Source organism: Hydrogenophaga sp. PML113 (genome assembly GCF_001777155.1).
GTDB classification, from domain to species: Bacteria; Pseudomonadota; Gammaproteobacteria; order Burkholderiales; family Burkholderiaceae_C; genus Hydrogenophaga; species Hydrogenophaga borbori.
On sequence record NZ_MIYM01000003.1, the window covers coordinates 220,113 to 233,696 of the forward strand.

At 70.7% G+C, this 13,584-nt stretch carries 13 protein-coding genes; 9 read left to right on the forward strand and 4 right to left on the reverse strand.

Going from position 1 to position 13,584, the window contains the following annotated elements; translation table 11 throughout:
* The first annotated feature begins 1 nt into the window (after window position 1).
* The 3 genes from BHU06_RS07070 (at window position 2) to BHU06_RS07080 (ending at window position 2,321) form a co-directional block, all read left to right on the forward strand.
* Complete coding sequence (locus BHU06_RS07070; RefSeq protein WP_070398724.1) at window positions 2-1,372, forward strand: multicopper oxidase family protein; 1,371 nt, start codon at window positions 2-4, stop codon at window positions 1,370-1,372.
* A gap of 63 nt (window positions 1,373-1,435) precedes the next feature.
* A complete protein-coding gene (locus tag BHU06_RS07075; protein WP_070398456.1) occupies window positions 1,436-1,924 on the forward strand; it encodes a plastocyanin/azurin family copper-binding protein in 489 nt (162 codons plus the stop codon).
* A gap of 37 nt (window positions 1,925-1,961) precedes the next feature.
* Entirely contained in the window at window positions 1,962-2,321 is a 360-nt protein-coding gene (locus tag BHU06_RS07080) for a copper-binding protein (protein ID WP_070398457.1), read from the forward strand.
* A 46-nt stretch (window positions 2,322-2,367) separates the two neighbouring features.
* Here BHU06_RS07080 and BHU06_RS07085 read toward each other — a convergent pair whose 3' ends face one another.
* On the reverse strand, window positions 2,368-2,559 hold the full coding sequence (locus BHU06_RS07085; protein ID WP_070398458.1) for a heavy-metal-associated domain-containing protein: 192 nt from the start codon (window positions 2,557-2,559) through the stop codon (window positions 2,368-2,370).
* Window positions 2,560-2,712: 153 nt separating this feature from the next.
* On the opposite strand from BHU06_RS07085, the gene BHU06_RS07090 reads away from it, so the two are divergent.
* Window positions 2,713-5,103, forward strand: a complete 2,391-nt coding sequence (locus BHU06_RS07090; protein WP_070398459.1) for a heavy metal translocating P-type ATPase — start codon at window positions 2,713-2,715, stop codon at window positions 5,101-5,103.
* 4 nt (window positions 5,104-5,107) lie between these two features.
* On the opposite strand, the gene BHU06_RS07095 is transcribed toward BHU06_RS07090, so the two are convergent.
* Both BHU06_RS07095 and BHU06_RS07100 read right to left on the reverse strand, forming a co-directional pair.
* On the reverse strand, window positions 5,108-5,674 hold the full coding sequence (locus tag BHU06_RS07095) for an NADPH-dependent FMN reductase (RefSeq protein WP_070398460.1): 567 nt from the start codon (window positions 5,672-5,674) through the stop codon (window positions 5,108-5,110).
* A 62-nt stretch (window positions 5,675-5,736) separates the two neighbouring features.
* Window positions 5,737-6,558: a phosphate/phosphite/phosphonate ABC transporter substrate-binding protein gene (locus BHU06_RS07100; protein ID WP_070398725.1), complete on the reverse strand. Its 822-nt coding sequence runs from the start codon at window positions 6,556-6,558 to the stop codon at window positions 5,737-5,739.
* A 262-nt stretch (window positions 6,559-6,820) separates the two neighbouring features.
* Between BHU06_RS07100 and BHU06_RS07105 the strand changes: the two genes are divergently transcribed.
* From BHU06_RS07105 to BHU06_RS07125, 5 genes are read left to right on the forward strand one after another with little or no spacing between them, the layout of a single operon-like run.
* On the forward strand, window positions 6,821-7,666 hold the full coding sequence (locus BHU06_RS07105) for an ABC transporter substrate-binding protein (protein ID WP_139146980.1): 846 nt from the start codon (window positions 6,821-6,823) through the stop codon (window positions 7,664-7,666).
* A gap of 23 nt (window positions 7,667-7,689) precedes the next feature.
* Window positions 7,690-8,376 (forward strand): ABC transporter permease, encoded by a 687-nt coding sequence (locus tag BHU06_RS07110; protein ID WP_070398461.1) that lies wholly within the window; start codon window positions 7,690-7,692, stop codon window positions 8,374-8,376.
* 4 nt (window positions 8,377-8,380) lie between these two features.
* A complete protein-coding gene (locus tag BHU06_RS07115; protein ID WP_070398462.1) occupies window positions 8,381-9,094 on the forward strand; it encodes an ABC transporter permease in 714 nt (237 codons plus the stop codon).
* 10 nt (window positions 9,095-9,104) lie between these two features.
* Entirely contained in the window at window positions 9,105-10,241 is a 1,137-nt protein-coding gene (locus tag BHU06_RS07120; protein WP_070398463.1) for a succinylglutamate desuccinylase/aspartoacylase family protein, read from the forward strand.
* A gap of 15 nt (window positions 10,242-10,256) precedes the next feature.
* Complete coding sequence (locus BHU06_RS07125) at window positions 10,257-11,045, forward strand: ABC transporter ATP-binding protein (protein ID WP_070398464.1); 789 nt, start codon at window positions 10,257-10,259, stop codon at window positions 11,043-11,045.
* Here the strand turns inward: BHU06_RS07125 and BHU06_RS07130 are convergent, their stop codons facing one another.
* Window positions 11,046-13,535, reverse strand: coding sequence for a penicillin acylase family protein (locus BHU06_RS07130; RefSeq protein WP_070398465.1), 2,490 nt, complete (start codon window positions 13,533-13,535; stop codon window positions 11,046-11,048).
* Window positions 13,536-13,584: the final 49 nt, after the last annotated feature.

A 13,584-nucleotide genomic window follows, 5' to 3' on the forward strand; every position in this document is an offset into this window, starting at 1 on the left:
CATGAACAACCGTCGTCAATTCTTCGCCGGCGCCGCCGCCACCATGGCCGGCCTGGGCGTCGCCCGCTCGGCGCTCGCCGCACTGCCCGAGCCCGTCATCCAGACCTCCGTCGACACCGCGCCGCCGCTGGTGCCGAACACGGGCCGCCCCTACAACCCGGTGGTCACGCTCAACGGCTGGAGCCTGCCCTGGCGCATGAACAACGGCGTCAAGGAGTTCCACCTGGTCGCCGAGCCCGTGGTGCGCGAGATGTCGCCCGGCTTCAAGGTCAACATGTGGGGCTACAACGGCCAGAGCCCGGGGCCGACCATCGAGGTCGTCGAGGGCGACCGCGTGCGCATCTTCGTCACCAACAAGCTGCCCGAGCACACCACCATCCACTGGCACGGCCAGCGCCTGCCCAACGGCATGGACGGCGTGGGCGGCCTCACCCAGCCCCACATTCCGGCGGGCAAGACCTTCGTCTACGAATTCGAGGCCCGCCGGCCCGGCACCTTCATGTACCACCCGCACGCCGACGAGATGGTGCAGATGGCCATGGGCATGATGGGCTTCTGGGTCACGCACCCCAAGGCCAGGCACCCGCACATCAGCGAGGTCGACCGCGACTTCTGCTTCCTGCTCAACGCCTTCGACGTCGAGCCCGGCAGCCGCACGCCCAAGGTCAACACCATGACCGACTTCAACATCTGGGGCTGGAACAGCCGCATCTTCCCGGGCATCGACACGCTCAACGTGCGCTTGAACGACCGTGTGCGCATCCGCGTGGGCAACCTCACCATGACCAACCACCCCATCCACCTGCACGGCCACGAGTTCCAGGTGACCGGCACCGATGGCGGCCCCACCCCGCCCGCCACCCGCTGGTACGAGGTGACCACCGACGTGGCCGTGGGCCAGATGCGCCAGATCGAGCTCATCGCCGACGAAGAAGGCGACTGGGCCTTCCACTGCCACAAGAGCCACCACACCATGAACGCCATGGGCCATGCGGTGCCCACCATGATCGGCGTGGACCACCGCGGTCTGGTGAACAAGCTGCAGCGCGTGGTGCCCGACTACATGGTGATGGGCGAGCGCGGCATGGCCGACATGGGCGAGATGCAGATGCCCCTCCCGGACAACACCGCGCCCATGATGACCGGTACCGGCCAGTTCGGTCCCATCGAGATGGGCGGCATGTTCAGCGTGTTCAAGGTGCGCAAGGACCAGAAGGCCGGCGACTACAAGGACCCGGGGCCCTACCCGTTTCCGCCGGGCACCGTCGCCCGCGAGTGGACCGGCGCCACGCCCGCGGCCCCGCGCGCGGCCACGCCCCCGGGACAGGCCGACGCCACCGTGGTGAAGCCGGGCCACGGCAAGCACCACTGATCCCTTGGGCGGGCCCGCCCCCCTTTCCCCATTCTTTGCCGTTCAACACCACTGGAGCCTTTCATGACGTTTCGCACCGCGGCCCTGCTGCTCTCCCTGGCCTCGATCACCGGCCTGGCGCTGGCCCATGGCAACGAGGACCACCAGCCGGCGGGGCCGGTCAAGATGGAACAGAAGCCCTGGGGCATCGCCGGCGAGGCCAAGGCCGTGAGCCGCACCATCGAGATCGGCATGACCGATGCCATGCGCTTCACGCCCGACCGGCTGGAGGTGCGCCAAGGGGAGACCATCCGCTTCGTGCACCGCAACGCGGGCCAGGTGATGCACGAGTTCGTGCTGGGGACCAAGAAGGACCTCGACGAGCACGCGGCCCTGATGAAGAAGTTCCCCGGCATGGAGCACGACGAGCCCTACATGTCGCACGTGGCCCCGGGCCAGCGCGGCGAGATCGTCTGGCGGTTCAACCGCGCCGGCGAGTTCGACTTCGCCTGCCTGCTGCCCGGCCACTACGAGGCCGGCATGGTCGGCAAGATCAAGGTCGCGGCCCAGTGAGCCGGCGGCCGTCCGATTCCCCTTTCAGGAGCACCCCATGAAGAAGATCGTCCCCGCCCTCGCCTCGAGCGCCCTCGCCGCCCTGTTCTCGCTCGCCCCGCCCGCGTTCGCGCAAGGCATGGACCACGGCAGGATGGGCTCGGGCGCCATGGTGGGCATGCAGCAGAACCATCCGCTGGCGGAGGGAGAGGTCCGCCGCGTCGACCAGGAGAACGGCAAGATCACCCTGCGCCACGGCGAGATCAAGAACATGGACATGCCGCCCATGACCATGGTCTTCGTCGTGCGCGACAAGGCCATGCTGGACGGCATCGCCGTGGGCGACAAGGTGCAGTTCACCGCCGTGCAGGACAAGGGCCAGATGGTGGTCGAGTCGATCAAGCCCCTGAAGCCTTGAACCCACGCCGAGGCCCTTCGCGGCCAAGGGCCTCGGCGGCCGCCGCTCAGGCCGGGGCGTAGCCCGCGTCGGCCAGGGCCTCGGCCAGCACCGCGCGGTCCTCGTCGCTATTGACCACGACCCTGCGCTGCGCCATGTCGACTTCGACGGCGCAGGCGGGGTCGGCCTGTTTCAGCGCCCGGTTGACGCGGGCCGCGCAGTGGCCGCAGGTCATGGAGGGCAGTTGGAATTCGTGCACGACAATCTCCGTGAAAGTGGATGAAGGCTTCACGATAGGCCTTGCCACGGTGGCAAGGTCAAGCGGCGACGGCCCGTCGTGGACAGGCTTGACCTTGACACCATGTCAGGCCTGAGCATCGGGTTTCCACGTCAATTCATCTGGAAGACCGCCATGAACTCCCTTGCACCGCCCCTGACCGAGTACCGCCTGCCCATCGAGGGCATGACCTGCGCCTCCTGCGTGGGCCGGGTCGAGAAGGCCCTGAAGGCCGTGCCTGGCGTGAACGAGGTCAGCGTCAACCTCGCCACCGAGACCGCCTCGGTCAGTGCCGCCGCGCCGGCGGCCGCCAGCCAACTGGTCGCGGCCGTCGAGAAGGCCGGCTACCAGGTGGGCGCGCAGCAATTCGAATTCGAGATCGAGGGCATGACCTGCGCCTCCTGCGTCGGCCGCGTCGAAAAGGCCCTGAAGGCCGTGCCCGGCGTGAGCGAGGCCGAGGTCAACCTGGCGACCGAGCGCGCCAGCGTGCGCGCCACCGGCACCACGGCGGCCCAGTTGATGGCCGCCGTCGAGAAGGCCGGCTACACCGCCCTGCCCCACGACGAGCAGGCGCCGGCCGCGCCCGGTGCCCACAAGGGTGGTGGCGAGCCCTGGTGGCCCGTGGCCCTGGCCGCGCTGCTGTCGCTGCCGCTGGTGCTGCCCATGGTGGCCATGCTATCCGGCAGCGACTGGACGCTCAACGGCTGGCTGCAGCTGGCCCTGGCCACGCCGGTGCAGTTCTGGCTGGGCGCACGCTTCTACCGTGCCGGCTGGAAGGCCGTGCGCGCGGGCACCGGCAACATGGATCTGCTGGTCGCACTGGGCACCAGCGCGGGCTATGGCCTGAGCGTCTACCTGCTGCTGCGCCACCAGGGGCATGGCGCGCCGCACCTGTATTTCGAGGCCTCGGCGGTGGTCATCACCCTGGTGCTGCTGGGCAAATGGCTGGAAGCGCGCGCCAAGCGCCAGACCACGGCCGCCATCGCGGCGCTCAACGCGCTCAAGCCCGAGATCGCGCGCGTGCGCACGCCCCAGGGCGACGTGGACCTGCCGCTGGCCCGCGTGAAGGTGGGCGACGTGGTGATCGTGCGCCCCGGCGAGCGGGTGCCGGTGGACGGCACCGTGCTCAGCGGCGCGAGCCAGGTGGACGAATCCCTCATCACGGGCGAGAGCCTGCCGATCGCCAAGCACCCCGGCGACAAGGTGACCGGCGGCGCGGTGAACGCCGAAGGCCTGCTGGAGATCCAGACCACCGCCGTCGGCGCCGAATCCACGCTGTCGCGCATCGTGCGCATGGTGGAGTCGGCCCAGGCGAAGAAAGCGCCCATCCAGCGCATCGTGGACCGCGTGAGCGCGGTGTTCGTGCCGGTGGTGCTGCTGCTGTCGCTGATCACGCTGGTCGGCTGGGGCGTGCTCACGGGCGACTGGGAGCGCGCCATCCTCAACGCCGTGGCGGTGCTGGTGATCGCCTGCCCCTGCGCGCTGGGCTTGGCCACGCCCACGGCCATCATGGCCGGCACCGGCGTGGCCGCGCGCCAGGGCATCCTGATCAAGGACGCCGAGGCGCTGGAGGTGGCGCACCGGGTGGACACCGTGGCCTTCGACAAGACCGGCACCCTGACCGAGGGCCGGCCCCAGCTGGTGGCCGCCCTGGCCGCGCCGGGCCAGGAAGAGCGCCTGATCCCCTGGAGCCTGGCACTGCAGGCCGGCAGCGAACACCCGCTGGCGCGCGCCGTGCTGGAGTCGCCCCAGGCCGCCGGCCTGACGCCACTGCCGGCCAGCCAGGTGAGCGCGGTGCCCGGCCGCGGCATGTCGGCCGAGGTCGACGGCCACGCGCTGCGCCTGGGCAGCCCGCGCTTCATGCAGGAGCTGGGCGTGGACACCGCGGCCCTGGCCGCGCAGGCGCAGCGCCTGCAGGACGAGGGCCGCACCGTGTCCTGGCTGGCCGACGTGACGCAGGCACCGCGCCTGGTCGGCCTGCTGGCCTTCGGCGACGCGCCCAAGGCCAGCGCCGCACGCGCCGTGGAACGCCTGCACGGCATGGGCGTGCGCACGGTCATGCTCACCGGCGACAACCGCGGCAGCGCGGCGGCCGTGGGCCAGCGCCTGGGCATCGCCCGCATCGAGGCCGAGGTGCTGCCCGCCGACAAGGCCGGCATCATCGGCCAGCTCAAGCAGGGCGGGCATGCGGTGGCCATGGTGGGCGACGGCATCAACGACGCCCCGGCCCTGGCCTCGGCCGACGTGGGCATTGCCATGTCCACCGGCACCGACGTGGCCATGCACGCGGCCGGCATCACGCTGATGCGTGGCGACCCGGCGCTGGTGGCCGACGCCATCGACATCTCGCGCCGCACCTACCGCAAGATCCGCCAGAACCTGTTCTGGGCCTTCGCCTACAACGTGATCGGCATCCCGCTGGCGGCGGCCGGCCTGCTCAACCCGATGGTGGCGGGCGCCGCCATGGCCCTGAGCAGCGTGAGCGTGGTGAGCAACGCCCTGCTGCTGCGCGGCTGGCGGCGCTGAAGGCTCAGTGGCCGCGCGCCGCCGCGGCTGCGAAGTGCGCGAAGCCCTGCACGAAGTCGGCCAGCTGGCGGGCGATCGCCTCGTCCAGCAGCGCGCCGTCGGCCCCGAACACCGAGCCGGCGCGCGACACCATCAGGCGCCCGCCGCTCCAGTGCTGCGCGCCCAAGGTGCGCAACACGGGCAGCCAATGGGCCTGGCCCATCACCGTGCCGAAGCCCCCGGGCGACGCCCCGATGACGGCCACCGGCCGGTCGCGGAACACGTCGGGCAGGCCGGGCGTGGGACGCGAGAGCCAGTCGATGGTGTTCTTGAACACGCCCGGGATGCCGTTGTTGTATTCGGGCGAAACCAGCAGCAGGCCGTCGGCGGCCAGGATGCGCTCCTTCAGGGCGCGCACGGCCGGCGGCGTGCCGCTGGCCTGCTCCAGGTCGCCGTCGTACAGCGGCACGCCGTGCACGGTGGCGGCGTCGAAGGGGGTGTCCGCGCCGGCGGCGGACTGGGCGGCCTTGAGCAGCGCGGTATTGAAGGAGCCGGCGCGCAGGCTGCCGGACAGTCCAAGCAAGGTGGTCATGGGGTGGGACTCCTGGTGGGAGCCGCAAGGCTACACCCGGCGCCCCCGGGGCCCGGACCCGCTCAGGTCCCGAGCCACTCCAGCAGGCTCAGCACGCGCGGCCCGGTGCCGGTGTCGAAGCCCTGGATGCCCAGGGTCTTGAGGACGCCGCGGCCGGCGTCGGCCTGGTCCATGGCGCGCAGTTCGGCCTGCACGGCCTGCAGCTGCTCGGCCGTCAGGCGCGGGCCGGCGACCATGGGAGAGTACGGCTGCGTCACGCTGCTGTGCAGCACGCGCAGGCCGCCTTTGTCCAAAGAGCGCGCCACGCCCGAGTAAGACGCCACGCCGCCCACGTCGGCCAGCTTGTGTTCCAGGTAGAACTGCACGGCGCCCTGCTCGCGCACGTACTGCAGCTTTTCGTTCTTCAGCGCAATACCCCGGTCGCGCAGCTCGGCATGGCAGAAACGGGACATGTAGGACACCTGCTCGGGCAGCACCCATCGCTTGCCCTTGGCGTCCTCGAGGCTCTTCAGCGGCGAATCCTTGCGGGTGACGATCAGGCACTGCCCCTCGGGCTTGGCGCTGGCGACGAAGCGGTAGCCGTTGTCGCGCATGGCGCGCGCCGGGTAGTCGCTGGGCCGGGCCAGCGCCAGGTCGAAGCGCTTGGCCTTCAGGCCGTCTTCGAGCAGCGCGAACTCGCGCGCGAACACCACCGTCACCTTGCCCTTCAGCGCCCGGCCCAGGGCCTCGGCCAGGCCGGCGTACTTGGCGGTGGCGCGCGCGTGGTCCAGCCCGCCCGAGGTGCCTTCGCTGACGGCCAGCGTGTACTCCGGTTCCGCGGCCTGCGCCGCGCTGGCCATCAACAGGGGAAGCAGAAGGGCGATGAGTCGGGTGGGCAGTGGCATGGTGGCGGTGCGGTGGCCAGACACCCTGGCCGGTTCAGCATATTGGGATGAACGAATGTATCGCCGGTGGCGCGGACGGCGGGTTCCGCTCATGGCGGGAAAACGGCCGTCTGGCTTGCATCTTGCTGACGTCCCGCAGGCGCCACCGGCCCCGGGAAACTTCGCCCTTTTTGGAGCCAGCCCTCCAGGAGCTCAGACCTACAATCCCGCCTACTTCGCACCGCCCGGATGGCCCGGGCGGGCGGCAACCGAGAGATTTCTCATGAAGCACCTTGCCCTGTATTCCGCCCTCGCCGGCGCCCTGGCCCTCTCGGCCTGCGGCAAGAAAGAGGAGGCCCCCGCCCCGGCAGCCGCTCCCGCGCCCGCCGCCGCGCCGGCCGCAGCGCCCGCTCCGGCCGCCCTGCCCGAGCTCAAGGTCGCCATCGACCCGACCTACGAACCCTTCACCTTCAAGACCGCCGACGGCAAGCCCACCGGCTTCGACGTCGACATCGCCGACGCCCTGTGCAAGGAAATCAAGCGCCAGTGCGTCTACGTCGAACAGGTCTGGGACAGCATGATCCCCGGCCTGCAGGCCAAGAAGTACGACGCGATCATCAGCTCCATGTCCATCACCGAGGAGCGCCTGAAGGTCGTGGACTTCACCGACAAGTACTACTTCACCCCCAGCCGCATCGTCGTGAAGAACGGCACCGCCTACACCGACCCGGCCTCGCTCAAGGGCAAGAAGCTGGGCGTGCTCAAGGGCAGCACGCAAGAGAAGTACGCCCTGGGCGAGCTCAAGCCCGCGGGCGTGAGCATCGTTCCTTACGAGGCCCAGGACCAGGTCTACCTGGACATCAAGTCCGGCCGCCTCGACGGCACCGTGGCCGACCAGGTGGAGGTCAACGGCGGCTTCCTGCGCAAGCCCGAGGGCAAGGACTACGGCTTCGTGGGCCCCGTGCTGGACGATCCCAAGTACTACGGCACCGGCGTGGGCGTGGCCCTGCGCAAGGACGACACCGCCCTCAAGGACGAGTTGAACGCGGCCATCAAGACGATCCGCTCCAATGGCGTCTACGAGACGATCGCCAAGAAGTACTTCGACTTCGACGTCTACGGCAAGTAAGCGGTCAGCCCACCGAGCGCGGTTTGTCCGGCTACTACCAGTCCATCCTGCAAGGCGCCCTGCTCACGGTGGGCGTCTCACTGGCCGCCCTCGTGGTGGCCATTTTCTTGGGCCTGGCGGGCGCGGCGGCCAAGCTGTCGGGCCGCCGCGCGCTCGTCTGGCTGGCCACCGCCTACACCACCGTGGTGCGCGGCGTGCCCGAACTCGTGCTGATGCTGCTCATCTTCTACGGCGGCACCATCGGCCTGAACCACCTGCTTGAGGCCCTGGGCAGCCGCCGCTCGGTGGACATCAACCCCTTCGCGGCGGGCGTGCTGACCATCGGCTTCATCTACGGCGCCTACATGACGGAGACCTTCCGCGGCGCCATCCTGGCCATCCCGCGCGGGCAGATGGAAGCGGCCTGGGCCTTCGGCATGGGCCGCGTTCGCACCTTCGTGCGCATCACCGCGCCGCAGATGGTGCGCTACGCGCTCCCGGGCTTCACCAACAACTGGCTGGTGCTCATCAAGGCCACGGCCCTGGTCAGCCTGATCGGCCTGCACGAGATGACCTACCTGGCCAAGCAGGCCAGCGCGGCCACGCGCGAGCCCTTCACCTTCTTCCTGTTCGCGGCGGCGCTGTTCCTCGTCTACACCACGGTCTCGCTGTGGGCGCTGCGCTGGGTGAACCGGCGCTTCAGCCTGGGCGTCAAGCGGCTGACCCACTGACACCATGCGCTGGGAAGTCATCTTCGAACCGGCCCACCTCGCCATGTATGGCCAGGGCGTGCTGACCACGCTGAGCCTGCTGCTGTCCTGCCTGGCCATCGGCGGCGTGCTGGCCGTGGTGTTTGCCCTGGCGCTCACCCACGGGCCGGCGCCGCTGCGCTGGCTGGTCGGCGCGTACACCTACGTGATCCGCGGCACACCGCTGCTGATCCAGATGTACATGATCTATTACGGCCTGGCCCAGCTCGACTGGATCCAGGCGCGCTGGGACGACATCTGGCCCTGGACGATGTTCAAGGACGCCTTCTTCTGCGCCCTGCTCGCCTTCGCCCTCAACACCGCCGGCTACACGGCCGAAATGCTCGCGGGCTCCATCCGCGAGACGGCGCCGGGCGAGATCGAGGCCGCGCAGGCCATGGGCATGGGCCGCTGGCAGGCGCTGCGGCGCATCGTGCTGCCCAGCGCCATGCGCCGCACCCTGCCGGCCTACAGCAACGAGGTGGTGATGATGCTGCACGGCACCAGCCTGGCCAGCGCAGTGCCGGCCATGCTGGACGTGACCGCCGCCGCCAGCCGCATCTACTCCGACTACTACCTGCCGTTCGAGGCCTACCTCTTCGCCGCCGGCATCTACCTCACCATCACCTTCACCCTGGTGGGCCTGTTCAAGCTCGGCGAGCGGCATTTCCTCGCCCACCTGGCGCCGCGCACGCACTGACAGGAAGCGCATGGAACGGACCGAACACCCCCTGCTGAGTCCCAGCCTGGGCCACCAGAAGCACCTGGTGTCGTTCCGCTATGGCGCCGAAGACGCCCGGCCCAAGGTCTACCTGCAGGCCAGCCTGCACGCCGAGGAGCTGCCCGGCATGCTGGTGGCGCACCACCTGCGCCCCCAGCTGGAGGCCGCCGAACGTGAGGGCCGCCTGCGCGGCCAGGTGGTGCTGGTGCCGGCGGCCAACCCCATCGGCCTGACGCAGCGGCTCAACCACCGCGCCATGGGCCGCTTCGAATTCGGCACGTCGCAGAACTTCAATCGCCACTACCCGAACCTGGCGGACGCGCTGTTCGACGAGCTGCGCGACCGCCTGGGCCCCGACCCGCAGGCCAACGTGGCCCTGGTGCGCGCCGCCGCCACCCGCTGGCTGCGCGACTGGCGGCCCGCCACCGAGCTGGACAGCCTGCGCCGCCAGCTCTTCCTGCTGGCGCACGACGCCGACGTGGTGCTGGACCTGCACTGCGACTGGGAAGCCGCGCTGCACCTGTACGCCGAGGAGGCCTGCTGGGCCCCGCTGGCGCCACTGGCCTGGCTGCTGGGCTGCCGCGCCGTGCTGCTGGCGCGCGATTCGGGTGGCGAGCCCTTCGACGAAACCCTCTCGGGCCTGTGGTGGCGACTGGCCGAGCGCCTGCGCGCGCAGGGCATCCACCACCCGTTGCCCCAGGCCTGCGCCAGCGCCACGGTGGAGCTGCGCGGCGAGGCCGACGTCTCGCACGACAACGCGCGCATCGACGCCAAGGCCCTGATGGACTACCTGCTGCACCTGCGCGTGCTCGATGGGCCCGCCCCCGCCATCCCCCGGCCGAGCTGCGAGGCCACGCCGCTGGCTGGCTCGCAGACCCTGCACAGCCCGGTGGCCGGCGTGGTGGCCTTCTGCGTGCGCCCAGGCGATACCCTGGCCGTCGGCGAGGTGGTGGCCGAGGTCATCGACCCCACCGCGCCCGGCGCCTCGCGCGTGCACCGGATCACCGCCGGTGTCGCGGGCGTGCTCTACGCGGCCATTGGCGAGCGCTACGTCGTCGCCGGCGGCGAGATCGGCAAGATCGCCGGCGCCACCCCGTTCCGCACCGGCCACCTGCTCGGTGCCTGACCCTGCCCCGCTCCCATGAATGCCCCCACCCCTTCTTCCGCGCCGCTGCTGGCCGTGCACGACATCCACAAGCGCTTCGGCGCCAACGAGGTGCTCAAGGGCGTGTCGCTCGAGGCGCGCGCGGGCGACGTCATCAGCCTGATCGGCAGTTCGGGCTCGGGCAAGAGCACGCTGCTGCGCTGCATCAACCTGCTCGAGAAGCCCAACGCGGGGCGCATCGTGCTCGGCGGCGAGGAACTCAAGCTCGCGCCCGACCGCCACGGCGAGCTGCACGCCACCGACCCGAAGCAGCTGCAGCGCCTGCGCACGCGCCTGGCCATGGTGTTCCAGCATTTCAACCTGTGGGCGCACATGACGGTGCTGCAGAACATCATCGAGGCGCCGGTGCACGTGCTGGGCGTGCCGCGCGACCAGGCGGTGCAGACGGCGCGCAAGTACCTGGAGCGCGTGGGCCTGAGCGGCGTGGAAGACCGCTACCCCGCGCACATGAGCGGTGGCCAGCAGCAGCGCGTGGCGATCGCGCGCGCGCTGGCGGTGGAGCCGGCGGTGATGCTGTTCGACGAACCCACCTCCGCGCTCGACCCGGAGCTGGTGGGCGAGGTGCTGCGCGTGATGCGCCTGCTGGCCGAGGAAGGCCGCACCATGCTGGTGGTGACGCACGAGATGGGATTCGCGCGCGAGGTGTCCTCGCACCTCATCTTCCTGCACAAGGGCTGCATCGAGGAACAGGGTGTGCCGCGCGAGGTGCTCGCCAGCCCGAAGAGCGAACGGCTCGCCCAGTTCCTCAAGGGCAACCTGAAGTAGTCAGGGCGTCAGCGACAGCTCGCTCGCCCACTTGGGCGGCTTCAGGCTCAGGGTGCGGTGCTTGTTGGCCAGCCAGGTCGCGCTCATGTCGCGGTAGCGGCTGGAGAACACGTTGCCGCTCTGCCCCGTCTGGTAGATGAACAGCGAGCGGTCCAGGTCGGCCAGGTCGTAGATCGCGCGCAGGCTGGCCGCGTGGCGGTTGGCGAAGGGCGCGTCGGCCTTGTCCAGGTGGTACTGGCCCACGTTCACCGTGAAGGGGTCGCCGCCGGTGGGCTCGCGCACCTCGAAGAAGCGGGCCAGCGGTTTCACGTTGGAGAACGGCCGGTGCGCCGAGATGGCCGGGTGCGCCTCGCCCCAGCGCCAGGCGGCCACGTCGGCGCCGTACTGGGCCGACAGCCTGTCCAGTGCGCGCGACAGCGCCTCGCCCGCCGCGTGCGGACAACCCTGCACGCCGCACCAGGCGCGGTTGTCGCTCTCCAGGAAGCCCTCCACCGCCTGGCGGAACAGGCGCTTGCCGTACAGGGACTCGAAGCGCTCCTTGCCCAGGCGCTGGCCGATCACGCCACGCGTGAACTCGTCGATCCAGGCGCTGTAGATCAGCGGCGCGGGTGAGTCGGCGCGCATCACGCCGTCGAAGCCCTGCAGCGCGGCGCGCGCGGCCTCGGCCAGCGAATGCGTGGACGGCGCCTTCAACAGGTGCGGCAGCAGGCGCAGCGTGGCCTCGGCCCGCTGGTCGCCCTGGATGGCGCGCATGCTGGCCACGTCGTGCTTGGGCGTGGCCTCCAGCAGGGTCTCGATGCGCTGCTGGCGGTATGGCGGCGCCCAGTCCTGGGTGAGGAAATGCGGGTAGTCCGGCGCGTGGATGCGCTGGTTGGCGGTGGCGATCCAGCCGCGCGCGCCATCGTCCTGCGGCGTGTCGGCGTACGGCAGCCAGCCGGTCCAGTCGTAGCGCGGCTCCCAGCCCGGCGCCGGGGCCACGCCGCGGATGTCGTTGTCGGCCGCGCGCAGCGGCACGCGCCCGGCCGCCTTGTAGGCGATGCGCCCGGTGCGGTCGGCCATCACGATGTTCTGCATGGGCGCGCGGAAGGTGGAGAACGCCGCCAGCAGTTCCTCCACGCTCTGCGCGCGGTTGGAGGCCAGCGTGGCGGACACGTTGTCCTCGTCGTCGAGCCCGGTCCAGCGCAGCGCCAGCACGAAGCGCGTGGTGTCGAGCACCTTGCCGTGCTGGGCCTGGGCGTCGCTCAGCACCGGGCCGTGGCGCGTGGCGCGCACCAGGTGTGTGACGTCGGCCTGCCCCTTCACGCGGATGGTCTCGGCGCGCACGGTGAAGCGTTCCCAGGCGGGCTCGGTGCCGGCCGAGGGCACGCGGTACTCGCCGGGGTTGGCCGGGTTGATCTGTTCCAGGTAGAGGTCCTGCACGTCAGGCCCGGTGTTGGTGAAGCCCCAGGCCACGCCGGCCGTGCGGCCCAGCACCACGAAGGGCGTGCCCGGCAGGGTGGCGCCGATCACGTCCATGCCCTTGAGGCCACCCGCGTCGGGCGCCTGCAGCCGCGCGAAGTACCAGATGGCGGGCGCGCTCAGGCCCAGGTGCGGGTCGTTGGCCAGCAGCGGCTGGCCGCTCTGGGTGCGCGAGCCGGCCACCACCCAGTTGTTCGAGCCCTTGTTTTCGTTGAAGCCGAAGCCATCGGCCCAGTCGCGCAGGTCCAGCGCGATGCGCTCGCGCCAGCCGGCCTGCGGGGCCGCCGGGGCCTGCGAGGTGGCGGTGCCGTTGGCCTTGTTGAACACGCCCAGTTCGCGGTACAGCCGGCCCAGGTCGGCGCTGGCGGCGGGCGCCTCGCCCGGGTACGGCGGGAACAGCTCCCACAGCGCGGGGGTGTCCAGCACCTGCAGCGCCGTCAGCCGGGCGAACTCGTTGCCCCAGTTCCCGCCCAGGTCCAGCGCCATCATGATCGACCAGCCCACGCTGTCGGCCGGGTCCCACCAGGCGCCGCGCAGGGCCTCTTCGCGCGGGTTCACGCCCAACAGCAGGAACTCGGGCGTGAGCGCCTGTTCGCCGCTGGCGAAGAAGGCGTTGATGCCGGCGCTGTAGGCCTCCACCGCGGCCTTGACGTCCGCCGGCAGCTTGGCCAGCTGGCGCTGCGCCACCTGGCGAATGCCCAGGGTGCGCATGAGCTTGTCGGTTTCCAGCGTGGCCGGGCCCAGGAACTCGGACAGCGTGCCGCGCATGACCGCGCGGTTGAAGGCCAGCTGCCAGCCGCGCTCCTGCGCGTGCACGTAGCCCAGCGCCATCCAGGCGTCGCGCGGGTTCTGGGCCAGGATGTGGGTGACGTCGCTGCCGTCGCGGTTGACCTGCACCGGCGCACCCAGGCCGCTGACCTGCAGGTGCCCGTCGGTGCGCGGCAGGGTCTGGCGGGCGTACCACAGCCCCAGGGCGGCGGCCAGCACGAGCAGCAGGCCAATGAAGGTGGCGAGGCGGCGGATCCAGCGCATGGTGTTTGTCTCTCGGGCTTCTTATGAGGAGCCGCGAGGATAAACCCCG